25 protein-coding genes are annotated in these 26,619 nt (G+C 38.1%); 15 read left to right on the top strand and 10 right to left on the bottom strand.

Annotation, left to right across the window (positions count from 1 at the left end; all coding sequences use genetic code 11):
* Positions 1–58: 58 nt before the first annotated feature.
* Positions 59–763 (bottom strand): polysaccharide deacetylase family protein, encoded by a 705-nt coding sequence (locus VZD24_RS10520; protein ID WP_342687289.1) that lies wholly within the window; start codon positions 761–763, stop codon positions 59–61.
* A gap of 109 nt (positions 764–872) precedes the next feature.
* Between VZD24_RS10520 and VZD24_RS10515 the strand changes: the two genes are divergently transcribed.
* From VZD24_RS10515 to VZD24_RS10475, 9 genes are all read left to right on the top strand, one after another.
* Complete coding sequence (locus tag VZD24_RS10515) at positions 873–1,634, top strand: glycosyltransferase family 2 protein (RefSeq protein ID WP_279448778.1); 762 nt, start codon at positions 873–875, stop codon at positions 1,632–1,634.
* Positions 1,635–1,649: 15 nt separating this feature from the next.
* Complete coding sequence (locus VZD24_RS10510; protein WP_342687288.1) at positions 1,650–2,714, top strand: glycosyltransferase family 4 protein; 1,065 nt, start codon at positions 1,650–1,652, stop codon at positions 2,712–2,714.
* A gap of 97 nt (positions 2,715–2,811) precedes the next feature.
* Positions 2,812–3,723 carry a glycosyltransferase family 2 protein gene (locus VZD24_RS10505; protein ID WP_342687287.1) on the top strand — a complete coding sequence of 304 codons (912 nt, stop codon included), beginning with the start codon at positions 2,812–2,814 and terminating at the stop codon, positions 3,721–3,723.
* Complete coding sequence (locus tag VZD24_RS10500) at positions 3,713–4,273, top strand: L-threonylcarbamoyladenylate synthase (RefSeq protein WP_342687286.1); 561 nt, start codon at positions 3,713–3,715, stop codon at positions 4,271–4,273. Before VZD24_RS10505 ends, VZD24_RS10500 begins: the two co-directional genes overlap by 11 nt.
* 48 nt (positions 4,274–4,321) lie before the next feature.
* On the top strand, positions 4,322–4,696 hold the full coding sequence (locus VZD24_RS10495) for a GxxExxY protein (RefSeq protein WP_342687285.1): 375 nt from the start codon (positions 4,322–4,324) through the stop codon (positions 4,694–4,696).
* 60 nt (positions 4,697–4,756) lie between these two features.
* Complete coding sequence (locus tag VZD24_RS10490; protein ID WP_342687284.1) at positions 4,757–6,181, top strand: CCA tRNA nucleotidyltransferase; 1,425 nt, start codon at positions 4,757–4,759, stop codon at positions 6,179–6,181.
* A 148-nt stretch (positions 6,182–6,329) separates the two neighbouring features.
* Entirely contained in the window at positions 6,330–7,349 is a 1,020-nt protein-coding gene (locus VZD24_RS10485) for a COX15/CtaA family protein (RefSeq protein ID WP_279448784.1), read from the top strand.
* A gap of 77 nt (positions 7,350–7,426) precedes the next feature.
* Positions 7,427–7,939 (top strand): IS1096 element passenger TnpR family protein, encoded by a 513-nt coding sequence (locus VZD24_RS10480; protein WP_342687283.1) that lies wholly within the window; start codon positions 7,427–7,429, stop codon positions 7,937–7,939.
* Positions 7,940–8,055: 116 nt separating this feature from the next.
* Complete coding sequence (locus VZD24_RS10475; protein WP_279448787.1) at positions 8,056–9,114, top strand: nucleoid-associated protein; 1,059 nt, start codon at positions 8,056–8,058, stop codon at positions 9,112–9,114.
* A 36-nt stretch (positions 9,115–9,150) separates the two neighbouring features.
* Here VZD24_RS10475 and VZD24_RS10470 read toward each other — a convergent pair whose 3' ends face one another.
* Complete coding sequence (locus VZD24_RS10470; RefSeq protein ID WP_279448789.1) at positions 9,151–11,343, bottom strand: RecQ family ATP-dependent DNA helicase; 2,193 nt, start codon at positions 11,341–11,343, stop codon at positions 9,151–9,153.
* A 202-nt stretch (positions 11,344–11,545) separates the two neighbouring features.
* Between VZD24_RS10470 and VZD24_RS10465 the strand changes: the two genes are divergently transcribed.
* From VZD24_RS10465 to lptB, 4 genes are all read left to right on the top strand, one after another.
* The gene (locus tag VZD24_RS10465) at positions 11,546–12,511 is read left to right on the top strand and encodes a KpsF/GutQ family sugar-phosphate isomerase (protein WP_279448790.1); all 966 of its coding nucleotides are present in this window, start codon (positions 11,546–11,548) and stop codon (positions 12,509–12,511) included.
* Entirely contained in the window at positions 12,511–13,347 is an 837-nt protein-coding gene (tatC, locus tag VZD24_RS10460) for a twin-arginine translocase subunit TatC (RefSeq protein ID WP_342687282.1), read from the top strand. The genes VZD24_RS10465 and tatC overlap by 1 nt, the downstream gene beginning before the upstream one ends.
* Positions 13,348–13,432: 85 nt before the next feature.
* A complete protein-coding gene (locus VZD24_RS10455) occupies positions 13,433–13,783 on the top strand; it encodes a carboxymuconolactone decarboxylase family protein (RefSeq protein WP_342687281.1) in 351 nt (116 codons plus the stop codon).
* Positions 13,784–14,102: 319 nt separating this feature from the next.
* Entirely contained in the window at positions 14,103–14,843 is a 741-nt protein-coding gene (lptB, locus tag VZD24_RS10450; RefSeq protein ID WP_272855090.1) for an LPS export ABC transporter ATP-binding protein, read from the top strand.
* Between the two features lie 142 nt (positions 14,844–14,985).
* On the opposite strand, the gene VZD24_RS10445 is transcribed toward lptB, so the two are convergent.
* Both VZD24_RS10445 and VZD24_RS10440 read right to left on the bottom strand, forming a co-directional pair.
* Positions 14,986–15,351 (bottom strand): GxxExxY protein, encoded by a 366-nt coding sequence (locus VZD24_RS10445; protein WP_373693820.1) that lies wholly within the window; start codon positions 15,349–15,351, stop codon positions 14,986–14,988.
* A gap of 250 nt (positions 15,352–15,601) precedes the next feature.
* Complete coding sequence (locus VZD24_RS10440; RefSeq protein WP_279448793.1) at positions 15,602–16,345, bottom strand: CDP-alcohol phosphatidyltransferase family protein; 744 nt, start codon at positions 16,343–16,345, stop codon at positions 15,602–15,604.
* 186 nt (positions 16,346–16,531) lie between these two features.
* Here VZD24_RS10440 and VZD24_RS10435 point away from each other — a divergent pair, with 186 nt between their 5' ends.
* Together VZD24_RS10435 and VZD24_RS10430 are read left to right on the top strand one after the other, a co-directional pair.
* Positions 16,532–17,599 carry a putative type IX sorting system protein PorV2 gene (locus VZD24_RS10435; protein WP_342687280.1) on the top strand — a complete coding sequence of 356 codons (1,068 nt, stop codon included), beginning with the start codon at positions 16,532–16,534 and terminating at the stop codon, positions 17,597–17,599.
* 155 nt (positions 17,600–17,754) lie between these two features.
* Positions 17,755–18,894: a lipoprotein N-acyltransferase Lnb domain-containing protein gene (locus VZD24_RS10430; protein ID WP_342687279.1), complete on the top strand. Its 1,140-nt coding sequence runs from the start codon at positions 17,755–17,757 to the stop codon at positions 18,892–18,894.
* Between the two features lie 306 nt (positions 18,895–19,200).
* Here VZD24_RS10430 and VZD24_RS10425 read toward each other — a convergent pair whose 3' ends face one another.
* The 6 genes from VZD24_RS10425 to VZD24_RS10400 form a co-directional block, all read right to left on the bottom strand.
* Entirely contained in the window at positions 19,201–20,592 is a 1,392-nt protein-coding gene (locus VZD24_RS10425; protein WP_342687278.1) for a sugar transferase, read from the bottom strand.
* Between the two features lie 963 nt (positions 20,593–21,555).
* Entirely contained in the window at positions 21,556–22,581 is a 1,026-nt protein-coding gene (locus tag VZD24_RS10420; RefSeq protein ID WP_342687277.1) for a glycosyltransferase family 4 protein, read from the bottom strand.
* Entirely contained in the window at positions 22,544–23,857 is a 1,314-nt protein-coding gene (locus tag VZD24_RS10415; protein WP_342687276.1) for an O-antigen ligase family protein, read from the bottom strand. Before VZD24_RS10415 ends, VZD24_RS10420 begins: the two co-directional genes overlap by 38 nt.
* 32 nt (positions 23,858–23,889) lie before the next feature.
* Positions 23,890–24,957 (bottom strand): glycosyltransferase, encoded by a 1,068-nt coding sequence (locus tag VZD24_RS10410; RefSeq protein WP_342687275.1) that lies wholly within the window; start codon positions 24,955–24,957, stop codon positions 23,890–23,892.
* The gene (locus VZD24_RS10405; RefSeq protein ID WP_342687274.1) at positions 24,957–26,066 is read right to left on the bottom strand and encodes a glycosyltransferase family 4 protein; all 1,110 of its coding nucleotides are present in this window, start codon (positions 26,064–26,066) and stop codon (positions 24,957–24,959) included. The genes VZD24_RS10410 and VZD24_RS10405 overlap by 1 nt, the downstream gene beginning before the upstream one ends.
* Positions 26,063–26,617, bottom strand: a complete 555-nt coding sequence (locus tag VZD24_RS10400) for a serine O-acetyltransferase (protein ID WP_342687273.1) — start codon at positions 26,615–26,617, stop codon at positions 26,063–26,065. The genes VZD24_RS10405 and VZD24_RS10400 overlap by 4 nt, the downstream gene beginning before the upstream one ends.
* Positions 26,618–26,619: the final 2 nt, after the last annotated feature.

Raw genomic sequence — 26,619 nt, 5'->3', positions numbered from 1 at the left:
CCCAAAGGGGGAGATTACAACATTGCCTTCCTCTCCCCTTGGGGAGGCCGAAAGGGGACTAAAAAAGCTTCCCAAACCGAATTTTCTGCCGAAACTTTAACATTGAAAATTCGCCCTTTACATCAATTCGCTGGATTTCATAGGGTTTTTTAAAAGGGAAAGGGTTAATTCTATTCCCGATGCGTAGCCCATATTCAATGCCGATTTGGGAAAGCATCTTCTTAAAGATTTCATTTAACTTTTTTTCCTTCGGAAATTTGCCGTAGGGATATGCCAAAACGGGTGAAAAATTCAATTTGTTCTCTGCAACAAATTCTACGCAACGGCGGGTATCGGCTTCAATTTCGGCATTGGAAAGCGCTGTATATTTTTTGTGATAAAAGGAATGAAAACCAAGCTCCACAATTTTAGGGTCTAACTTTTTTACTTGTTCCAAAGTCATAATTTCCAAAGAAGAAGTATTCCAAGTATCGGTTTTGCCCAAAAAATTCAAAGGCACAAAAAATGTAGCTTTTAACTTGTATTTCTTCAATAACGGCAGCGCCAGTTCCATTTGGCTTACGTATGCATCGTCAAAAGTAATAACGATGTTTTTGCCTTTTGGCAATGCTTTCAACTTATGCAATTCGCTAAAATGATAGGTTTTATAAGCGTTTTCGGCTAGATATTTAAATTGCTTTTCAAGGTTTACTACCGAAATGGTCAAACCATTCCCCTTTTCGGCAGTAACGTGGTGGTACATCAAAATAGGAAGTTTTGCCATGGACTACTTTATAAATTCTAAAAAAAACATTTTAACTTAAACTTCTCCCCGCTTACATCTCCCGTCTCAAGTCTAAAATTACTACTTTTACGCAAACTACAAGTTGTTTTTGGAAAACCCTGTAAAAATCTCTGCCATTGCCATTACGCTCAACGAGGCGCACAATATTGAAGGCTATTTAAAAAGTCTTTGGTTTGCGGATGAAATTATAATTGTAGATTCCTTTAGCAGCGATAAAACGGTAGCTTTGGCTTCCGCGCACAAAAAAGTAACGGTTTACCAACGGGTGTTCGACAATTTTTCGGCACAGAAAAACTTCGCCATTTCAAAAGCTAAAAATGAGTGGGTAACATTTTTTGATTTAGATGAAGAAATAACTCCCGAACTCGCCAATGAAATTGTAGCGAAATTTAAAAATCCCGCTGCCATTGCCTATTTTGTTAAACGCGACTTCTATTTTATGGGGAAACGCATTAAATACAGTGGTTTGCAAAACGATTTTATCATTCGTTTCTTTAATAAAAACCACTGTCGTTACAACGCAAATTTAGTCCATGAAACTTTAGAAGCCGACGGTAAAACCGAAAATTTAAAAAATAGTCTACCGCACCACACCTACAAATCCTTTGACGATTATACCGCCAAAATGCACCAATACAGTGCGCTACAGGCTAAAATGCTTTATAAAAAAGGAAAGCGACCCAATTATTATCATTTCCTGTTCCGACCGTTTTACAGATTTTGGAACCAGTTTATTTTCCGATTGGGAATTTTGGACGGAAAGGAAGGCTTTATCCTCGCTTATGTAAGCGCTTTTTCAGTGTTTAAACGGTATGTGAACCTTTGGCTTTTATATCGAAAAATTGACTAATCTTAAATTGCAACTTTGAAACAAGTTTTTTTAGAATCGCATAATTTAAAAAACCGTTATTCTGGCTTTGGGCAGTTTAACTATCACTTTATTAAAGCTTTGGCAGCAGTACGGCCAAATGATTTTGAAATAGTTTTAAATGCGAAGAATATTTCAGAATTAAAAAATGAATTCGGCGATACTTTTAAATACCGAAAATACAATTCGCTTACACGCCATAAACCTTTCCGCATAAAGAAAAAGTACAATCTTTGGCATTGCTTAAACCAAAATATAAAGATTGAACCATTTTTCAATATTCCGTATTTACTCACGGTACACGATGTACATTTTGTAACCGAAGGTTCTGCGGAATTGCAGCAAAAATTAAAAAAACAATTTGACGAAAAGCTTAAACGCAGCAGCGCCATCGCCTATATTTCAGAGTTCGCAAAACAGGATACACACGCACATTTTGAAGTTCCCAATATTCCCGAATACGTAATTTACAACGGCAATACAATTACCGATATTTCAATTCCGACAGATTACAAACCTTCCATTTTACCACCAAAACCCTATCTTTTTTCCATCGGGGATTTCAGCGAACGGAAAAATTTTATGAGTCTGGTAGAAATGTTGCGCTTTCTGCCGGAATATAATTTGGTGCTGGCAGGCAGTAACAGTTCGAATTACGCCGAAAAGCTTTCTGAAAAAGTAAAACATTTCGGTTTTGAAAACAGGGTATTTCAAACTGGAAAAATAGCCGATTTAGACAAACAGTATTATCTGCAAAATTGCGAAGCTTTTGTTTTCCCATCGCATCGGGAAGGTTTCGGCATTCCACCAATTGAAGCAATGCGTTTTGGGAAACCAGTATTTCTTTCAAATAACACTTCCCTACCCGAAATTGGTGGCGAGCACAGCTTTTTTTGGGATCACTACGAGCCCGAATATATGGCGAATGTGTTGAAAGATGGAATGAATACGTATAACAACAACAAAGCGTTTTATGAAAATTGGTACATCGAACGCGCCAAAAGTTTTAGTTGGCAAACAACCGCCAAAAAATATATTGAGGTGTATAAAAGCTTGCTATAACCATATAAATATTTAAAATTTTCGGCCATCTGCCACAGTTGGTAATTGTATCTTTGCCAAAATAAATCTTAAAAATTCCGCTGCTAAAAATTATGGGATGGATGTAGCCATTATCATTGTTAATTACAACTCTTCAAAATACACTTTGGAGTGCGTAAACACTGTGGTTGAAAAGACTTCGGAAGCCATTTCCTACCAAATAATTGTGGTGGATAACAATTCCACAGCTTTAGAATATAAAATTTTAAAGGAAGGTTTTCCCACCAAACCTAACATTTCACTGCACCGAAGCAACATAAACACGGGCTTTGGCGGCGGCAATATGTTCGGGGCGCAATTCGCAAATGCAGATTATTTACTTTTTCTGAATAACGATGCAATGTTGCTCAACGACTGCTTGCATATTTTGCTGAATTTTATGAAAGCGAATCCAAAAGTGGGGGTTTCAACAGCGCAGAATTTTGATGAAAACAATGATTTTGTTCCTTCTTTTGACCATAATAAAGGCTTGCGAAGATTACTTTTCGGTAGAAGTTTTCTTGAAAAAAACAATCCGGAATTATATCCCAAGCGCAAAAAAGAATATTCCGAACCAGTAAAAGTAAATTGGGTAAATGGTGCTTTTCTTTTTTTTGACAGCAAGGCATTTGCAGAGGTAGGCGGGTTTGACACCAATATTTTTCTGTATTGGGAAGAGATGGATATTTGCCATCGCTTAAAAAAATTGGGGTATGAAAGTTGGCTGGTCCCCGAAGCGCAAATTTTGCACCATCAAGGGGTAAGTACGGGCACGTCGCAAGCGATGAATAGGGAGAGTTATATTTCGTATTTATATGTGCTTCGGAAAAATTACGGCTTCGGAAAATATTTGCTTATCAGAACTTATTTGTGTGTGGCACTATTGCTGAAACCCAAAAAATGGCACTTGTTGCCGATAATTTTAAAGAGCAACAACCAAACACAATCTTTAAAACGAAAACAAAAAATGAGCTTTTTAGATGAAAACTGAAATTGAAAATTGTTTGGATATTTTAAAAAAGGGAGGGTTAATTCTTTATCCAACTGACACTGTTTGGGGCATTGGCTGCGATGCCACTAATTCGGAGGCTGTTGAAAGAATATTTCAACTTAAAAAACGAAGCGATAAAAAGTCGCTAATCTGCTTGGTAAGCGATTTTAGAATGTTGAACGAATATATTGAAAACGTACCCGAAGTGGCATACGATATTTTAAAATATGCCAAAAAGCCCACGACAATTATTTACGACGACCCAATTCGCGTAGCGGAAAATTTAATTGCCGAAGACAATTCGCTTGCAGTGCGGGTTCCAAAAGACGATTTTTGCAAAACATTGATCAAGAAATTACGGCATCCATTGGTCTCAACTTCCGCAAATATAAGCGGCACAAATACGCCGCAAAGTTTTAAGGAAATAGACCCTTTAATTTTGGAAGGCGTGGACTATGTTGTAAATTTGCATCACGAAAAAAAATCGGGAAAACCCTCGGCTATTATTAAGTTGAAAAACGATGGTTCCGTAAAGGTTATTCGGAAGTAAGTATTGCCACGAATTCACGAATTTTTTTTTAAACAACACTCTAATACAATGGCAGATATTATATATAAAGAGGATAGCTATGCTATTGTCGGTTGTATGTTTGACGTGTATAATGAATTGGGTAGTGGTTTTTCCGAAATTGTTTATAAAGATGCTATTGAATATGAATTTAAACAAAAGGATATTCCATTCGAAAGAGAAAAGCAATATTCAGTAAAATATAAAGACATTACTTTACCACATAAATTTTATGCAGATTTTGTGGTTATGGATAAAATAATTTTGGAAGTTAAATCTGTTGAAATGCTTAACGATAAACATTTAGCTCAATGCATTAACTATTTAAAAGTTTCAGAATGTAAGCTGGCGCTTTTAGGGAATTTCCAAAAAGAATTTTTAGACCATAAGAGAATTGTCCTATAAATAAAAATAATAAAAGCCCACCACACCATATTAGTGTATTCGTGGCAAAAAAAAATATTAGTGGTCAACCCATCCTACATATCAGCATTACAAAACCCAATCTTTAGAACCATTTCCAAAGCCGCTTCAAACTTAAACTTGGAGAGCTATGTAATTGGGGGCTATGTGCGCGACTATATTTTAAATCGCGGTGAAGCCAAGGATATTGATATTGTTGCTGTAGGAAGTGGCATTGAACTGGCACAGGAAGTTTCAAGATTGCTTCCGGGAAAACCAAAAGTTTCCGTCTTTAAAACCTATGGCACGGCCATGCTGAAAAGTGGGGGGATAGAGCTTGAGTTTGTAGGCGCACGTAAGGAATCGTATTCCGAAGAAAGTAGAAATCCTGCTGTGGAAAACGGCAGTTTGGCTGACGATCAAAACCGAAGGGATTTTACCATTAACGCCCTAGCCTTGAGTCTGAATGATGAAAATTTTGGTAAGCTATTAGATCCTTTTAACGGAATTGCCGATCTGGAAAACCATATAATCCGAACTCCGCTCGATCCAGATATAACGTATAGCGACGACCCATTGCGGATGTTGCGGGCCATTCGTTTTGCAACCCAATTAAATTTTATTATTGAAAAAGATTCCTTGGCAGCTATTAAGCGAAATGCCAAAAGAATAAAAATAATTTCAAAGGAACGAATTGTTGACGAGCTGAATAAAATGCTGCTCGCCAATGTTCCTTCAAAAGGATTCGCCCTTTTGCACAAAACGGGCTTACTATCCTATATTCTACCAGAATTGGTGGCATTACAGGGCATTGACGAAAAAGAAGGGCAAACCCATAAAGACAATTTTTGGCATACATTGGAGGTGGTCGATAATATTTCAAAAGCAACGGACGACCTTTGGCTTCGGTGGGCTGCATTGCTTCACGATATCGGAAAAGCACCGACAAAAAGATTCGACAAAAAATTGGGGTGGACCTTTCACACACACGAGTTTGTTGGTGCAAAAATGGTTTACAAACTTTTTAAAAGGCTGAAAATGCCGCTGAACGATAAAATGAAGTTCGTTCAGAAAATGGTTTTAATGAGCTCCCGTCCCATCGCCTTAGCCAGCGATGTAACCGATAGTGCCGTGCGTCGCTTAATTTTTGACGCAGGTGAAAATGTAGAAGATCTAATGACTCTTTGCGAGGCCGATATTACTACGAAAAATCCGAAAAAGTTTAAAAAATATCACGCCAATTTTCAATTGGTGCGCGATAAAATTGTAGAGGTTGAAGAACGAGACCATGTTCGCAACTTTCAGCCCCCAGTAAGCGGTGAAGAAATCATGAAAACCTTTAATTTAAAACCTTCGCGCGAGATCGGACTTATTAAAGACGCCATAAAAGAAGCAATTCTCGAAGGAGAAATCCCAAATGAATACGAAGCGGCAAGAGAGTTTATGCTGAAAAAAGGGGCTGAAATTGGATTGACGATTGAGGAATAACGATTTAAGATTAACGATTGAGGATTAACGATTGAGGATTAACGATTGAGGATTAACGATTGTTGATTGCTGAACTTAAATCTGTCACCCTGAGCGCAGTGGAAGGATGGAATACAAAAAATAGTATCATATAATAATTAGTGAATTCGTGGTAAAAAAAGACAACAAAAAAGTAATTTACTGGCTCCTCACAGGATGTTTCCTGATTTTTATAATGGTTGTGGTTGGCGGTATAACGCGGCTTACCCATTCGGGGCTTTCAATTTCCAGTTATAAATTGGTCTCTGGCACCATTCCGCCGTTAAACGAAGCCGAATGGATAGCCGAATTTGAACATTACCAGCAATTTCCGGAATATCAAAAACTTCACAATCACTTCGATTTGGAGGATTTTAAGGATATTTACTTCTGGGAATACATTCATCGAGTTTTGGGCAGATTGTTGGGTATCGTATTTCTAGTGCCGTTTTTCTATTTTCTGCTGAAAAAACAACTCACCAAACCCACTATTAAAAAAGCGATCATCCTCCTATTTCTGGGTGGTTTCCAAGGGTTTTTGGGCTGGTATATGGTAAAAAGCGGGCTGATAGATAGGCCCAGTGTGAGTCATTACAGGCTGGCCATGCATCTTACAACCGCCTTTTTAACTTTTGCATATACCTTTTGGGTAGCCTTAGATTTAATTTATCCGGTTAAAAAAGAAATAAACACCCATATCCGAAACATTATTCGTTTTGGAATGGCGGTATTGCTCATTCAAATTATATGGGGCGCCTTTGTAGCTGGGCTCGATGCGGGTTGGATTCACAACCATTGGCCCTTTATGAACGAAGGAAAATTAATACACGAAACTGTTTATACAGAGCAAGTGCCCCTGTGGAAAAACTTTGTAGAAGGTAAAAGCGGGGTGCAATTTGTGCATCGCTATATGGCGTATTTGGTGGTTGCCGTAATACTATTTATTTGGTACAAAACCCGAAAATTATCCCTAACAAACCTGCAACAAAAAAGTATAAACGCTTTACTTATCTTGGTTTTCACACAGTTTATATTGGGTGTTTACACATTGATTCTGCAAGTTCCCGTAGTTTTGGGTGTGTTGCATCAGGTTACCGCCTTTTTTCTCTTGGCCTCTATGACTTTTGTGCTACATAGATTTTCAAAATAAAAGGAAGTCAAAAACCGTAAATTACAACTAAAACTGCCTACTTTTTAATACCTTTGCAACCCAAAAAATTAAACAAAATGATTTACCGTTTCAGAGTTATTTTAGACACCCACGAAGATGTTTTTCGCGATATTGAAATTAACGCTTCTGCTTCATTGGAAGATTTTCACAACGCAATAACCCAATCTTTTGGCTTTGATGGTCTGGAAATGGCTTCCTTTTACATCAGTAACGATTTATGGGAAGAAGGTGAAGAAATCTCACTATTTGACGTTAGCGACGAAGAAGGAGGTACGCGCGTAATGAACGAAACCTATTTGGAAGATGTAGTTGATGAAAATAGCACCCGATTGCTTTATGTGTACGATTTTCTAAATATGTGGACGTTTATGGTGGAACTTGCCGATATTGCCGAAGCGGAAACCGGGCAGATATATCCAAACTTGATGTACTCGCACGGTCAAATTCCCGAAGAAGCTCCAGAAAAAGAATTTATTGCAGAAGAAATTGAAGACGACGACCTTGACGAAGAATTTGATCTTGATCCGGAAGATTACGACAATCTCGATTTTGACGAAAACTGGAATTGATTCGGTTGTCGGTTGTCGGTTGTCGGTTGTCGGTTGGCGGTTGTCGGTTGTCGGTTGTCGGTTGTCGGTTAAAAAATTTTACTTATTTACATATTCACTTACTCACTTTTTAAAAAATGATCAATCTTTTTAGCACCCATATTGCATCCCTTTCCATTCATAGAGTGGGTAATAAAAGTAGAAACGAAAGTATTTTCCTTTCTGAAAGTCCGTATAAAATGGACGACGAAATTACGCCATTGCTCAAAGAGTTTTTTCTAAAACCTTTCCGTGAAAAAGAAGAAAATTACTTCCAATTTGCGCACGAAGCCGATTTGGAATTTCACGAACTTTACAACAGTGCCACTAAGATTTTCGACAATCCGAATAGCATTCACGAAGAAAGCCGAAAGATTGCAACCTACCTTTACAACCAATCGGAACATCCGCATATAAAAAGCGGCGAAGTGTATGTTGCCTATCTTGAAAATGTGCAATTGGACAATGTAAAGATGGATGCCATCGGTATTTTTAAGAGTGAATTAAAACAGGATTTTCTTCAATTTGCAGAGGAAGGAAATCAGTTGGAAGCGATGTTACAGCACGGGGTTAGCTTGAATAAATTAGACAAAGGCTGTATTATTTTCAATTCAAAAAAAGAAGAGGGTTACAAAATTCTTTCGGTAGATAGCAACCGTTACGACGCACGCTATTGGCTGGAAAGCTTTTTAGGTGTGGAAGCTTTTGCCGATGATAATTTTTACACAAAAAAGTATTTAAAATTCTGCCAGGATTTTGCGAAAGATGTTGTTCTACCGGCAGAAGATAAAAAGCAGGAGGTAATGTTTATGAACCGCGCTGTAAATCATTTTGCGAAAAACGACCAATTTGAAGAGACGGCTTTTATGAATGAGGTAATAGACAATCCCGATTTAATGCCGGAGTTTCGACACTATAAAACCGAAAAAGCACCTAAATACAGCATTGAGGATTTAACTACTTTCCCCATTGCAAACACAGCCGTTACAGCTGCGCGAAAGAAAATAAAAAACATTATTAATCTCGACACCAACATTCAGATAAAGTTAGATTTTATAAATCCCGAAAGCGCCGAAAAATTTGTTGAAAAAGGTTGGGATGAAGAAAAACAAATGTATTACTACTTGGTGTATTTTAACAAAGAACAAAAATCGTAGAGACAGATTGCAATCTGTCTCTACTACGGCCAAATTTTAATTTCCTACTTCGCTGATAAATTTAATTCGGTATAGCCGCAATTCTTCTTCGTCGTAATCGCCATCAAATTCGTCGAGGGCATCTTCAATTTTATCGGTTTTGGCCTCTAAAAAATAATCGTGGATTTCTTCCTGTTGGTCTTCGTCTAATATTTCATCGATCCAATAACTTATATTAAGCTTGGTACCGCTAAAAACGATCGCTTCCATTTCTTTTATAAACTCTGGCATTTCCAGCCCTTTTGCATCGGCTATATCGGGTAGGGCAAGTTTGCGATCTACGTTTTGAATAATATACAATTTTAACGAGCTATTGCTGCCTGTAGATTTTACTACAAAATCCTCCGGCCGAATAATATCGTTATCCTCAACGTAATTTTGAATTATTTTCAGAAAAGGTTTTCCGTATTTTTTGGCCTTCCCCTCGCCTACGCCGTGCACATTTGAAAGTTCATCGAGGGTGATTGGATATTTAAGCGCCATATCTTCCAAAGAGGGTTCCTGAAAAATTACAAATGGCGGTAAATCTAAATCGTGGGCTACTTTTTTTAATTCGGCTTTTAGAAGCTTAAACAGATTTTCATCTACCACATCGCCTCCTTTTTGTACTCCCACAATTATATCGTCATTGGCATCCTTAAAGGAATGATCTTCGGTCATCATAAATGAAGTTGGCGATTTTATAAATTGTTTCCCCTCTTCCGTTAACCGAATTACGCCATAAGTTTCAATATCTTTTTTTAAGTAACCCGCCACTAAAAGCTGTCGGAGTAGCGCCATCCAATAGGCAGCATCCTGATCTGCACCTGAGCCAAAGTAGGCTTGGGTATCGGTGCGATGCGATTTAATTAGTGCATTTACTTTTCCTATTAAAACATTTACAATTTCCTTGCTTTTATATTGTTGGTTAGATTTTGACACAACGTCTAACAGCAATGCCGCTTCTGTTTTTGCCTCGTGCTTCTTTTTTGGAAACCGCATATTATCGTCCATCATTCCACCTTCTCCAGTTTCATTGTCAAATTCTTCCCCAAAATAATGCAGGATAAATTTTCTACGCGACATAGAAGTTTCGGCAAAACCAACTACTTCTTGCAAGAGTGCGTGACCAATTTCCTGTTCGGCCACGGGTTTGCCGCTCATAAACTTTTCGAGTTTTTCAATATCCTTATAACTGTAAAATGCCAGGCAATGCCCTTCGCCGCCATCCCGTCCAGCGCGTCCGGTTTCTTGGTAATAGCTTTCAATACTTTTTGGGATATCGTTATGGATTACAAAACGCACATCTGGTTTATCTATACCCATTCCAAAAGCTATGGTTGCCACCACCACATCTACGTCTTCCATTAAAAACATATCCTGATGTTTTACCCGCGTTTTCCCATCGAGTCCGGCGTGGTATGGCACGGCTTTTATACCGTTTACCTGCAAGGCTTGCGCGAGTTCCTCTACTCTTTTTCGGCTTAAGCAGTAAATAATTCCACTTTTTCCTTCGTTTTGTTTTACAAAGCGAATAATATCCGCATCAACACTTTTTGTTTTTGGACGTATTTCGTAATAGAGATTCGGACGATTAAAAGAAGCTTTAAACGTATTGGCATCTGGCATGCCCAAGTTTTTAAGAATGTCTTCCTGCACCTTTGGCGTAGCGGTGGCGGTAAGCCCTATAATAGGTATATTATCGCCTATTCGCTGAATGATATTTTTTAAGTTTCTATATTCAGGTCTAAAATCGTGGCCCCATTCGCTAATGCAATGTGCCTCATCTATTGCCATAAATGAAATTTTCTGGGTTTGCAGAAAATCTACATATTCTTCTTTTGTAAGCGATTCGGGGGCAACGTAAAGCAATTTTGTTATACCGCTGGCAATATCGCTTTTTACTCTTTTTACTTCGGTTTTGTTAAGGGATGAGTTTAAAACGTGGGCCACGCCTTCTTCTGAAGAAAGTGCACGTAAGGCATCTACTTGGTTTTTCATCAGCGCTATAAGCGGAGAAACAATTATTGCTGTTCCGTCTTGCATTAGTGCCGGAAGCTGGTAACAAAGCGATTTTCCACCGCCAGTAGGCATAACCACAAAGGTGTTTTTGCCATCGAGGATGCTTTTTATAACCTCCTCCTGTAACCCCTTAAAGCGGGTAAACCCAAAGTATTTTTTTAGGCCTGCATAAATGTCAATTTCTGCCACGCTGCTTTAGTTTTTTAAAGACAATTCAGTTTTAGTTAACAATACATTGTTTTACAGATTAACAATTGTAATTTTGCAACCGTATTACGTTGACTGCATCTTAAATGAAAGTATCACTAGTTAAGATATCTGAATTGATATAATTCTATTCTAAATATACTAATTTCTGAAACAGTTACAAACATTCAAAAGCATTAAAATTTTGAACAAGCAAAACAGAATCATTTCCGTAGCCCAAAATACCATAGAAACTGAGAGTAAAGCCATTGCGAATTTGGCGCATTTAGTGAACGAAGAATTTGCAGGGGCAGTAGAATGCATTTACAACTCCAAAGGGCGGGTAATTATTACCGGAATCGGCAAAAGCGCTATTATAGCCACTAAAATAGTAGCAACTTTAAACTCTACGGGCACGCCTGCTATCTTTATGCATGCGGCAGACGCCATCCACGGAGACTTAGGTACAGTGCAAGAAACCGATACCGTAATATGTATTTCTAAAAGTGGAAATACCCCCGAAATAAAAGTACTCGTACCTTTAATTAAAGCCATTGAAAATAAACTAATAGCCATAACTGGTAATAGGGAATCGTTTTTAGGGCAGCAAGCAGATTTTGTACTGAATGCCTTTGTTGAAAAAGAAGCGTGCCCAAACAATTTGGCACCTACAACCAGTACCACGGCACAACTTGTAATTGGCGATGCCCTGGCTATGTGCTTGTTGGATCTTCGCGGTTTTTCGAGTAAGGATTTTGCTAAATTCCATCCCGGAGGCTCCTTGGGAAAAAAATTATACCTGCGGGTAAGCAATCTTACTTCACTAAACGAAAAGCCACAAGTAGCTCCAGACACCGACCTAAAAAAGGTTATAATTGAAATTTCTGAAAAAATGCTCGGTGTAACCGCAGTGGTGGAAAATAATACTATTGTAGGAATAATAACCGATGGCGACTTGCGACGTATGTTAACCAAAACCAATAACTTTACAGGATTAACCGCCAAGGATATTATGACCCATAACCCCAAGAAAATAGCGAATAATGCTATGGCAGTTGAAGCTATGGAAATGATGGACAAATACGGCATCACTCAAATTCTCGCAGAAGACAAAGGCAGGTATAGCGGGGTAGTACACATTCATAATCTTACCAAAGAGGGCATTATATAATGAAGAAAATTGGTTCCCCAGAAAAAGAAATGTCCTTTTTAGATCACTTAGAGGAACTGCGTTGGCACCTTATTCGTTCAACGGCAGCAGTTATGATTCTGGCGGTATTGGCCTTTATTTTTAAAGATTTTGTTTTTAACACCCTTATCTTCGGACCCAAGCAACCCGATTTTCCTACCTATAGAATGTTTTGCAACATTTCGCAAGCCTTGGGTTTAGACACCTTTTGCTTTCAGGAAATGCCTTTTAGAATTCAGAGTAGAACTATGGCCGGACAGTTTTCGGCGCATATGTGGACATCCATTTACGCGGGAATTATCGTAGCTTTTCCATATATTTTATACGAATTTTGGAAGTTTATAAGCCCCGGACTTAAAGAGAAAGAACGCAAAACCAGTCGCGGCTTTATTTTTATAGCTTCCCTCCTATTCTTTATTGGAGTTCTATTTGGTTATTACCTAATTACCCCCCTTTCAATTAACTTTTTGGGAAATTACCAAGTGAGCAAAGAGGTTTTTAACGATTTTGATTTAGACAGTTATATTGCGCTGGTGCGAACTTCGGTATTGGCTTGCGGCATTGTTTTTGAACTGCCCATCATTATGTATATCCTTACAAAAATTGGCTTGATAACGCCCGAAATACTTCGGAAGAACCGCAAATTCGCCTTAATAATTGTTTTAATTCTTTCGGCTATAATTACACCTCCTGACATTGTAAGTCAGATAATTGTGGCTATTCCTATAATTATATTATACGAAGTGAGTATATATATTTCGAAAATTGTAATTAGAAATCAGAAAAGAGAAGAAAATAGAAGAAAGAGGAAAGATTAAAGAGGAAAGAGAGAATTGACTTTGAATGTTATATATCTCGATTTAGCATTTAATAAACTAGAAAACTTCCATATTTACATATATAATGAAAAATAATATAGTTGAAGAATTTAACGCCTATCGCGAAAAGATGAATGAAAAGATGCTTGCGGAAAACAACAAGATCATCAAGCGAATTTTTAATTTAGACACCAATGCCTATATGGAGGGCGCCCTACCTAAGAAAACGAAGGAGTTGTTGGGCTTGGGAAACTCACTGGTACTTAGATGCGACGATTGCGTGCGGTACCATTTGGAGGAATGCCACAAACTAGGTTTAACCAAGGAAGAAGTAGTTGAAGGCATGAGTATTTCCCTACTTATTGGCGGCACCATTGTGATTCCACATTTACGCAGGGCTTTTGAATATTGGGAAGCCTTGGAAGAGAAAAATTAATTTTCCGGATCGCTCATTTGTTTAATTCACTAAAAACATAGAGCAGCCGTACAGACTCGCAAAAGATATTACCCCTTCGAATTCACGAATTATTGATATATTCGTGTGTTTTAATTGAATACTTTAGTGAGAAGAAAGACTCTAGACTGTAGAATAGAGAGAAGAGAATAGAGACTAAAGAGGCGTGGAACACTTATAGTTAGGAGCTCAAATATTTGTGGCAAAAAACATATAGCTCAACAGCATTCGTGTATTCGTGGCAAAAAACATTCAGCCGAGAAAAATAGTGGTTGTTGTATCAAAATTTTAATCCTATTAAATGAAGCTAAAAGCCGAAAATTTAATGAAATCCTATAAAGGCCGAAAGGTCGTTAAAGGAATTACTGTAGAAGTAAATCAAGGAGAAATTGTTGGGTTACTGGGTCCGAATGGGGCTGGTAAAACCACTTCATTCTATATGATTGTGGGCTTAATTAAACCCAATGGCGGCAGGATTTTTTTGGAAGGAACCGAGATTACCAAATACCCAATGTACAAACGCGCACAACACGGAATTGGTTATTTGGCGCAGGAAGCTTCTGTTTTCAGAAAATTAAGCGTGGAAGACAATATTTTAAGCGTTTTACAACTTACAAAACTTTCAAAAAAAGAACAGCGCGCCAAAATGGAATCGCTAATTGAAGAATTTGGCTTAGGGCACATTCGCAAAAACCGGGGCGATCTTTTAAGCGGTGGCGAAAGAAGGCGTACCGAAATTGCTCGCGCCTTGGCAACCGACCCGCATTTTATTCTTCTGGATGAGCCCTTCGCTGGCGTTGACCCTGTTGCAGTGGAAGATATTCAGCGAATTGTAGCACAACTTAAAAACAAAAACATCGGTATTCTTATAACCGATCACAACGTTCAGGAAACACTTGCTATTACAGACAGAACGTATTTAATGTTTGAAGGAAGCATCTTAAAACACGGCGTCCCCGAAGAACTTGCTGCAGACGAAATGGTGCGAAAAGTATATTTGGGACAAAATTTTGAACTTCGGAAGAAGAAATTGGAGTTTTAAGTTTTTGCCACTAATTCACAGTTTTTTTTTAAATAGTATTCGTGTATTCGTGGCAGTTTTTACAATGCAACTTAATGAATGCTTATCCCTAATTAACCACAAAGAACACAAAGGTTTTCACAAAGAACACAAAGTTTTAATTTTACAGGTCTCCATTTATAACTCTTTTAATACCCTGTTTTAATAGACTTACGTTAAAATTTATAAGAAGTCCTAACTTAAAACCGCCAAGTCTCATATAAGTCAGAGTCTGTGCTAAATGAACATCCTTTAAAGATTCAACACTTTTTATTTCTATAATGACTTTATTTTCAACTAATAAATCAATTCGATAACCAATTTCTAGTTTTACATCTTCAAAGATTAGAAGCATCGGTTTTTGTTTCTCAACATTTATTCCCTTCAGCTTTAATTTATAAAATAAGCATTCTTGGTAGGCAGATTCTAATAAGCCGGGCCCAAGTGCCTTATGAACTTCCAATGCACAGCCTATAGTTTTATTAGCTATTTATTTTTCGGTCATTCTAAATAAAATAAATTCTTAATGTAACAACTATGGCCACAATGGTTTTCACAAAGAACACACTGATCTGCGTATAACAAATCCTTCTTTGTGCACTCTGTGACTTCTTAGTGTACTTTGTGGTTATAACTCTTAAACACTGAGAAGATAATTGTTTCTTCTTTGTGCACTCTGTGACTTCTTAGTGTACTTTGTGGTTATTACTCTTAAACACTGAGAAGATAATTAATTCTACTTAGTGTACTTTGTGGTTAAACATCGAAAGCACAATATATAGCACTATTATAAAAGGGATTGCTAAAAACTTCAGCAGTACTAAAAGCACCAAACAAAGTATTAAAAATACATATCGGATGGCATTGCTTTTAAAATCCCAAGTTTTAAATTTTAATGCGAAAAGGGAAATTTCAGCATTTAGTAGGATACAGCTAATTAGGGTTATTCCTATTAAAAACCATCTATTTAATATTATGGTTTCGGCCAATTCGGAATATTGAAATTGCAGAATTAACGGTAAACTTAAAACAAAAAGTGCATTCGCAGGCGTTGGAAGGCCTATAAACCCAGTAGTTTGGCGGGTATCTACATTAAACTTTGCCAATCTATATGCCGAAGCAATAACGATGAGCAAACCAATTAAAGGCATATAATTTTTAAAACCTACATTCCACCCATCCATCGAAAAGGTTTCGGTTAAGGTTTGCATATGTCCGAAATACGATAAATTCAGCATTTGATACATTATAATTCCCGGTGCAACGCCACTGGTAATAACATCTGCCAAGGAATCCAATTGCAGACCAATTTCGCTTTGCGCTTTGAGCAATCGCGCTGCAAGCCCATCAAAAAAGTCGAAGAAAATTCCGAGGAAAACAAAAAAGGAAGCTGTAATCAAATCGCCCGAGGTTGCAAAAAGTATAGCAACGCATCCACAGAGGATGTTTAAGGAAGTGATAATGTTTGGAATTTGTTTTAGCATATGGTATAGTAAATAGGTCTAGACTGCGCTCGAGCGGACAAAACACAAGTTCTTTTATTTAAAAGAAAAATTTTTATGTAAAAATAACAAAGTATTTTCGTCCAATGCTACTAAAACACAATATGTGCACAAATTTAAAGTTTAGTATTCTGTAAAATTGTGCCATATTTGTCCAAATTTTTTAGCTTGAAAGAAAAATTTTTCCTCCTTTTATTACTTGTTTCAGCCACGCTGAGCGCACAAACAGTGCGTAAATATTCTAACGAATTTATGAATATTGGAGTTGATGCCGCTGCTTTTGGCATGAGCAACGCCGTGGTGGCTTCTTCTGCCGATGTAAACTCGGGATACTGGAATCCGGCCGGCTTGGTAAATTTGGAGGACAAACAAATTTCGTTGATGCACGCTTCCTATTTTGCGAATATTGCCAATTACGATTACGCTGCCTTCGCTATGCCGCTAGACGATAAAAGTGCGGTGGGCCTTTCCTTAATTCGTTTTGGAGTTGACGATATTTTAAATACCACCCAACTTATAGACAGTGAGGGCAATATAGATTACAACCGGATTAGTTTATTTTCAACAGCCGATTATGGGGTTACTTTTTCGTACGCCCGGAAACTGCCGCTCGACGGCTTAAATTACGGCGTGAATGCCAAAGTTATTAGACGAATTATTGGCGACTTCGCCTCCTCCTGGGGCTTTGGGTTGGATGCTGCGGTTCAATTTAGAAATGACAAATGGATGTTCGGTATTATGGCGCGCGACATTACCACTACTTTTAACGCTTGGAGTATAGACGAAGAAAAATTTGCCGAAATTCAAGGCGCCGTAGAAGGTCAAAATCAGGAATTGCCCGAAACTACCGAAATTACTATTCCAAAGCTACAATTTGGTATAGCGAGAAAGTTTGTTTACAATTACGATTATACCTTATTGGCCGAAGTAGATCTCAATTTTAGATTTGCAGAAACCAACGATGTTATTGCAACTTCAGTTGCCAGTATAACCCCTTCTTTAGGCCTCGAATTTGCTTATATAGATATGGTTTACGTTCGCGGTGGCGTTGGAAATTTTCAAAATATAAAACAATTGGACGGCAGTGAATCTGTAGGTTTTCAGCCTAATATTGGCGTGGGTTTTCGATATAAAGGCATTCAAGTAGATTACGCTTTAACCGATATTGGCGATCAAAGTGCGGCGCTTTATAGCAATGTGTTTTCTTTGAAGTTGGATTGGAAGATTTTTAGATAGAAAATGAAATCGAAATCGAAATCAAAATCAAAAATGAAACTGGAACTTTCGTTGTGGAGCTATTGAAAAACAATTAAAACATTCGTGTATTCGTGGTGAAAAATTATTTATTCATATTTATTCTTCTATTAAGTGTTTCGGTAAAAGCGCAGTTTATGCCTTTATCTGAAACTTCAGAAATCAGCATTTTAACTATCGGTCCGGGAGCCGAACTTTACGATAAGTTTGGGCATAGTGCTTTCAGAATACAAGACACTTTAAATGAAGTTGACGTAGTTTTTAATTACGGGAAGTTCGATTTCGACACGCCCAATTTTTATACAAAATTCGCACAGGGAAAATTGCTTTACGAGCTGGGAGTTAATTATTATCAGCCATTTTACAATAGCTATGTCGCCCAAAACCGTTGGATAAAAGAACAGACCCTCAACCTCAACTATGCCGAAAAGCAGGCTGTTTCAGACTTTTTGTGGAACAACGCTAAGCCAGAAAACAAAAAGTATAAATACGATTTCTTTTATGACAATTGTGCCACCAAGATTCGGGACGTAGTGCAGACCGTACTTGGCGATAAGTTGGAATTTAAGGAAGACCATATAAAAGAAGAATTGAGCTTCCGCGAGCTTATTCAGCAAAACCTCAACGCCAATACTTGGGGAAGTATGGGCATAGACATTGCCTTAGGCGCTGTAATAGACAGAAAAGCAAAACCTATAGAATACCAATTCTTACCCGATTATGTGTATGAGGGAGCGGCAAATGCCATTATTCATAGAAATGGGAAAACCGAAAATTTGGTTAAAGAAACAACCGTACTTTTTAATAACGACCCTAGCTCCCCAGAAAATATATTTTTAACCAGTCCGCTATTTATACTGGGATTATTAGGGGGATTGATTGTTTTTATAACCTACCGCGACTACAAAAGAAACACTCGAAGCCGATATTTAGATACGGCCATATTTACATTTACAGGGCTCGTGGGCGTACTGTTGTTGCTACTCTGGTTTGCAACAGATCATACTGCCACCGCCAATAATTACAATCTATTATGGGCGTTTCCAATTTCCCTATTTGTAGTGTTTGCAATTTCTAAAAAACGAGTCTCCGTTAAACTGAAGCGTTATGTACTGCTGTTAATCCTGCTCTTGGTGCTATTAACCATACATTGGATAACAGGGGTACAAGTATTCGCAATCGCGTTACTACCTTTATTGATAGCCTTGGCCATACGCTATGTGTGGCTGATGTATTTTATTGCAGCACAAACCTCAGCAGACTCAGAGATTAGGTAAACATCCCTCCCAGGCTCCCTTCTACGAGAGGGCAATTTCGGAAATGGAAAATATGAGTATGTCTAAATGGAAGGTTTTCTACGCTTATTTATGGCTTTTTAAATGAGCTCCAAAATTTGTAGGAAAAAATAATGTTTTTCTTACAGTTTAATGGCTTTGCTATGGCTTTGCTATGACTTTGCCACGGCTTTGTTCTAAACTATCCGTTTAAATGGATACTCGTCGTTCTTTAGTCGTGGGTCTAAAAGTCGTGGTTCCTGTTTCCCATCATTGAAGGTGTTATAAACATAAGTCGAAAGTTCAATTTTACTGCCCTCTATAAAAAAGAATGGTACTCAACGTTTTAACGATTATAGTAACATCCAGGAAAAAGCTTCGGTGTTTTATATAGTATAAATCGTATTGCAATTTTTCCAGGGCATCTTCATTGCTTGAGCCGTATTTGGCATTTACCTGCGCCCACCCTGTTAATCCGGGTTTTACCAGATGGCGTATTTCGTAGAATGGAATTTGTTCTATCAGGTCCTTTACAAATTCAGGGCGTTCGGGACGAGGGCCTATAACGCTCATTTCGCCTTTTATTACATTTATAAATTGTGGGATTTCATCGAAGCGGGATCGTCGTAAAAATCGGCCAAATTTTGTTACGCGCTTATCTTTGGCCTTTGCGAATTGGGCGCCATTGGTTTCAGCATTTTTTATCATGCTTCGCAATTTATATATCCTGAAACGCTTTCCGTTTTTTCCCACCCGTTTTTGGGTGTAAAGCAAAGGACCTCTGTTTCCTAATAAATTTCCTATTAAAAAAAATGGCAAGAGAAGAACACCAAAAGTTAGCCCCAATACAGAAATAAACAAATCAGAAAATCTACTGTAGAATAAGTAGAGTTTATTTTGATTGCTTCGACTAAAGGGAAAGTAGCGATAAAAATCCTTTTCTACGTGCTGTACGGGTATTCTATGGGTTAATTCCTCGTACACTTGGGTGTATTCGCGAATGGGAATTCCGTTTTCCAACAATTTAATCAGCTGGTTGTTGAGTTCAATTGTCATTCCTTCAGATAAAGGCGCCCCCACCACCACTTCAGAAACATTTGTTTCCTTCGCCAATCGGCTTATTTCAGAAATAGAAATAGAGTCTATTTCCAAACTGTGAATAATTCTACCATCTCTGGGCGACGTATTAAAATAGCCTATTACCCGATAGTTGGGATCGGACTTTTGGAGGGAAGCTACTATGGCATCCACATCCTGTCCGTGGGCAATTAACACCACTCTTTTATAAAACCGTGGGGCAGAGATAAGCGTAATATAAGCATAACGCCAAGCGAGCAAAGCTACATTAATGGCGAGAAAGAAATAGACTATCTGCAATCTATTAGACGGTAAAGTGGGGGTGTAAAAAGGGGTGAGCAAATAAAACAACACCGTTACCGAGGAGGTGATGATTACGTTTTTTACTACCACATTAAATCTGCTTGCCTTTTGCAAGTCGTACAATTCAAATATGGTTGCAAAGGTTGTGAGATATACTGCCAGTACAACAGACCACATCCAGTGTTGGGCATTGATCTTAAAGTAATCGAAATCGAACCCAATCCCCATTACATACAACAGCCCCAATACATGAACAATATCAAAGATGCGCAAGAGCACCTTTCTTTCTGAGATATCAAAATGGATTCGATTTTTGGCCATTTTAGGTTATCGGTTGTCGGTTATCGGTTGTCAGTTGTGGGTTGTCGGTTGTCAGTTGTGGGTTATCGGTTGTCAGTTGTGGGTTATCGGTTATCGGTTGTCAGTTGTGGGTTGTCGGTTGTCGGTTGTGGGTTATCGGTTGTCAGTTGTGGGTTATCGGTTATCGGTTATCGGTTGTCGGTTGTGGGTTATCGGTTATCGGTTGTCTGTTGTGGGTTATCGGTTGTCTGTTGTGGGTTATCGGTTATCGGTTGTCGGTTGTCAGTTGTGGGTTATCGGTTGTGGGTTGTGAGTTATCGGTTATCGGTTGTCGGTTGTGAGTTATCGGTTGTCGGGTTGTGGATTATGTTTTCCAGTTTTTCTTTTCGTTTAGGGAGTGTTCATTAAAGTGTGTCATCGGTTAAAAATCGTTTAGAATAAAAGTAAAAATTCTTGCGCCCTGACTATCAAATTTTACAATTAATTCGGGCACTTTTGGTACGTTATAAGGCATTTGTATTGTTGCCATTCGTCCTTTACTTTCAAGTAAAGTGGTATGGAGATAAGTCAAAAAAATTACTGAAATCCTATTTGTATTTTCATCTGTCATAAATCTCTATAATATTATTCTAAACACGCTTTGACGACCTTCCAATTTAGCTGCCCTACTCATAAAGTTCAAATTTTGGCATTGTCAGCGACATTTGATGAACTTCTATTGCATACTCCAAAGCCAAATAATAAATATCCAAATCTTCATAATAATCGGTTGTTAAACCGTCAACAGACAACAGTCAACAGACAACAGTCAACAGCCAACAGACACCCGACAACAGACAACAGACACCCGACAACAGTCAACCGACAACAGCCAACAGACACCCGACAACAGTCAACCGACAACAGTCAACCGCCAACAATCAACAGACAACAGTCAACCGACAACCGACAACCGACTCCCCCCCCTTCAAATTTAGTCAATTTTCACGCCTTCCCAATAAGCTCCATCCAACTATGTTTAACTATCTGCCAGTCCAGTTGTACAACTTTCATCCTTGCGTTTTTTGTAATTTCCTCTACTTTGGAAGGGTTATCACATAATTCTTCAATTGCATTCACAAATAGTTCGGAATTATTTGGTGGGACTAATATACCATCAATATTGTCTTTAATTAAAAACGGCATGCCCCCTACGTTTGTGGATACTACCGGTAACCCTAACGCCATTGCTTCCATTACACTTACAGGCATATTGTCAAAATTAGTGGTGTTTATAAAAATAGTGTACTCCTTTGAAAGGGAGATCCACTCTTCTTTTTTAAGCAGCCCTGGAAAGACAACCGGCAATTTTAAATCTGCCGCTATTTTTTTACAACGCGCCATAGATCCGTCCTTATCGGGGCCAACCATACAAAGAGATACTTTTATACCGCGTTTTAATAAGCCTTCTACAATTTCCAAAGCCAAGAGCGGATTGTATATTTCGGCAAAGGAACGCACCCATAATAATTTAGGAGTTATAATTTTTCTAGGTTGAAAAGGATAGTTTTTAATTTCCAAGGTATTGGGAATATAGGTCAGATTTTGAAATCCCATCGTTTTAAACTGCTCCAATATATATTCTGAAGGAGCCACATTTGTATAGGCTTTTCCAAAGAATATATTGCTAAACCCTTTATTCTTACTTAGTCTTTTGGGAAGGTTGCCCCCGTGCAATACAGGCACATAAGGCAGATCGAGGAGGCGACATATTTTACCGATTATCAAGGCGTAATAGAAATTCTGCGTACTATAGGTATCTATTAAGACCAAGGAAATTTCGTTTTTATTTTTTAGGGTTGTCCAAATCATATCGAACATCCTTCCTAATCTATTCTTTTTAGACGAAGCCATAATAACCGAATAGCCTTCGTTTTCAAATTTTACTGAAAGCGAATCGATAGCCGTCGGCGGCTTTCCGTGTTCCGCCAGCTTATTTCCTATGTATAGCAGTTTTTTTCTTTGGTGCATAATCTATCTTCAACAAACTTAAGGCATAAATAAAGGCTGGGGCGGCAATCCGCATGGAGGAATGGTTAATGGTAAAAAACCAAAAACACAAAAATGAATACAAATATATATTAGATCTATGCTGCAAGCCAAAAGCAAGCGGCGTAACCAGTAAAATTACCAATGCCAAAATACCAAATAGGCCGTGTTCAGACAGCAGCCTGCTGACTTCATTATGGCTAGCGGCTTCAATATTGGTGCGTTTTTTTCTGTACTCCTTAGATTTACCTACCCCTATTCCGGTAAAAGGTGCCTCTTTAAAAGCTTCCAATTCCGTTTGAAATATGGCCGCCCGTCCAGTACCCACATCCCCCTTTTCCCTTCCGGCTGCATCTTCATTGGCATATCTGTTTTCAATCAACCCCATAGTAGCAAATGAACTTATTACCCAAATTCCAACCAGAACAGAAACCATCAGAATTATTTTCGGCAACATAATGGCCTTTTGTTTTACTCCTGATTTTAAAAATAGGGCAATTAAAAACAAAACAGCACAAGCTACCGCTGTTATTACCCCGCCACGTGAAAAGGTAATAAGGGCACGATACCCTATAACAGCCAATAAACCAACATCTACTATATTTATAAACCTATTTTTAACGGTGAATATTCGAGTAAAAAGAATAAAGGCCCCCAACCCCAAGACAGTTGAAACCTGATTAGGCCCATATCCACCCGAGGCTGCAAAATTGGAAGCAGTTCCCGTTAGTACTTCCCGAATACTCGGGGAATAGAGAAATAGATAAACCGTAATAGATACAATTGGCAAGAGTACCGCCAATAAAATAGTTTGCAGACGTGCAATTGGTATTTTTCGGTCGTAACAGTATAAGGCTGCAATCCCCAAGCACACCGGCCCACTTAAATTAAAGCCGATAGCATTCCCCACTTTTGCTTCATAACTTAAGTTGATTGCAGAAAACACAATCCCGGGCACTAAAAATATTGTATAAAGCAAATAGGGCCAAGAGGTGAGTTTAAAACCTTTAAAAAACATCCCTATTAGCACAAAACCAATAACCGCGTATTTGGCAAATTCATAGCTTATGGCACCTCCCGTCATTCGTGAAAGCACCTCAAACCCCGTTATATATCCGGCGGCAAGAAGTATTTCGTCCTTGCGATTGGCGTTCGTTATAATGCGATAAAGAAAGTAAAAACAAATTGCAATTAGATAGTATTTGGAAAAAGCATTAAATATATAAACTGCAAAGCCCAAGGCAATATGAAAAGCCAAGAGTTGAAAATATAATATGTTATTGGAGAATTTTATTTGCTTGTATTTTTATAAATATCCAGCAATTTAGGAATAATAGTGTCTTCTGCGTAATTTTCTTTTATATGTGTTGCAAATGCTAGACCGTCTGCCCTGCGTGCCGCTTTATTTTCAATATAAAATAGCAGGGCTGCTGCCAAGGCTTCTGGATTTTTGGGTGGCACTATTTTGCCTAAGCCGTTTATCACTTCCTTACATTCTCCTACATCGGTACTTACTACGGACAAACCCGCAGCTCCGTATTCCAATAACGCTATTGGCAACCCTTCAGAAATTGATGATAAAACTCCAATATCAGCAGTTTTTAGTAGCGCGGGAATTCCGGCTTGCGACCCGTATATGTACACCTTTAAAGTTTTAGAATGATATATAAATTCTTCTATGTTTTTTAAATATTGGTTGTCATCCACCCTTCCGACAATATGCAGGGAAACATTTAAATATTTCTTCTGAATGATTTTAAAAGCTTCTAATAGATTTATATGATCCTTCTGTGGCCGAAGGTTGGCAACACTTATTATTTTTATTGAATTACTATCTTTAAGAGCGATAGATGGCTTCAATTTATTAGGGCTAACAAAATTGGAAAGATAAAACACCTGCCTTGTCTTTAATTTTTCTTCGGACCAATTCTTTAAAATCTTGTTGACTGAAATTATAGCTGTAAAGTAAAAGCTACAAATCTTTAAAAATCTATGCTTTCGATTATTTAGCAACTCACTATTTCCATAATGGTCATGCCAGACTATTTTTATATTGTAAAGGGTAATTTTTAAAAGAGTGGCAAAAAAGAAAGATGTGGAATGCGCGTGAACAATTTCAATTTTATGTTGCTTTACAAATTTTATCAATTTTAAAAAGGCCATAAAATCCAAAGCGTTTCGTTTTTTGAGAAAACAAAACCCTACGCTTGGCGCCAACTCCTTTTTAAGCTCACCTTCTTCCCGCGTTGCACACAAATACGAAGCCACTCCCGCCTTGTCTAAAGCATTGGCAATATTAACCGCCATACGCTCGGCACCTCCCGGATTTAAGGAATCTATAAGCTGTAACACCCGCATTAAATTAATTTTTTAATTTCTGCCTCAAATAACTCCAAAGTATATTGATGGCTCCATTGGGCACCGTGCACTGCCATTTTCTTTAATATCTCCTTTCCTTTTAACAATCTAAGTAGTGTTTCGGTATCATCCGCTACCTTCAATGTTAAGATTATCCCTCGGTTTCCGTTATCCAGCATCCAAGGCACACAAGATACAGGTGTTACTAATGGCACAACGCCCCAAAACATGGCCTCGGCCACAACTTTTGGCCAGCCTTCAGATTTAGAGGGTAATATCAAAAAATGACTTTTCTTATAGGCTGCCTCCACCACATCTGTTGGTTGATTTCCGTGAAGTGTAACCACCGAACCTAATTGCGCTTCCTCTATATAGTTTTCTATATCTTCACGCTGCTCCCCTTCCCCGTAAATAGCTAACCTACACAAAATTCCCTTTTTCAATAAATTTTCTACTAACTGCAGCGCATAAAGAGGACGTTTCCCGTCAGCCAAGGTACCCACAAAAACAAATTGCAAAATATTGTTGTAATTCTTTGTGGGAATTTCAGCAATTTTTTCTTCCGAATAACTAGCTGTAAAAAAAGGCTTAATATTCTTAGTCTGTTCGGGCCATTCCCCATAAACGAGCACTTTCATATTTCGAGTTAGGAAGGTATTCGAGAGTATCCATTTTTGCAGACGGTAACTCCAAGGCTGTTTCGCCTTCGGATCCCAGTTGCCAGCGTATTTGGCGGTCTTTTTTTTCTTCGGAAAAAATACTTGGACAATACATCCCAACAGGCCGATGTTTCCAGGGCATCTTAAATGAATATGATCTGTCCGGATCATTTCTTTATAGAGTTTGAAAAACACAAGAGGAACACATACCACAAGTGATAATATGTCGAAAAAGTTATTCATTGCTAGGTTGGGTACTCCCACCAAGTTTATGTGTTTCGCATTAAATGATGCTTTCAGTAAAGGTCTGTGATATTTAATTGGGGAAATTATGGTTACTTCTTCAACACTTTTGAACCACATATTCATTTCCTTGACATAGGGCGCATAAGCACGATAATTCGAGTCCTTATAAAATGTAGGTGCTGATGTAATTACCAAGAATTTCAAAATATATAATCTTTTGAACTATTTGTATTTATTGGTACCGCAGGCACTCCTAGAACAGTTGTGTTCTCTGGCACATCATTTATCACCAAAGAATTGGCAGCTATTACAGAATTATCGTGGACCTTTATCTTCCCAACTATCGTCGCATTTGCACCTATATAAATATTATTACCCAGTACAGGCACACCTCGTTTATCTCCTCTTCCACTCACGCCTATAGTCACTCCTTGCGAAATATTGCAGTTATTCCCAATAATTGCATTGGCGTTAATTATTATATTCCCAAAATGTCCTATATAAAAAGAATGTCCTATTTGCGCGGTATACGGAATCGATATACCAGTAACAATCTCAATCCATTTCTGACAGAGAACAGAAAACAATAAAAATAGCTTTTTTACAAATTGCGGCAAAGCAGACCTATAAATAGCTGAATTAATTCGGTAAACAAATAATGCCCAAAGCCCCTGCTGCGTTAGCAATAAGGTTAAACCACTCTTGCATGAATAGTGTTTATATTTTTTTAAATCGGAATTAAAGTAAAACATCATAA

The organism is Aequorivita flava (assembly GCF_038742595.1).
Classification (GTDB): domain Bacteria; phylum Bacteroidota; class Bacteroidia; order Flavobacteriales; family Flavobacteriaceae; genus Aequorivita; species Aequorivita marisscotiae.
Note: the sequence above shows the minus strand (reverse complement) of the source record. Positions and strands in the feature narration are given on the sequence as shown.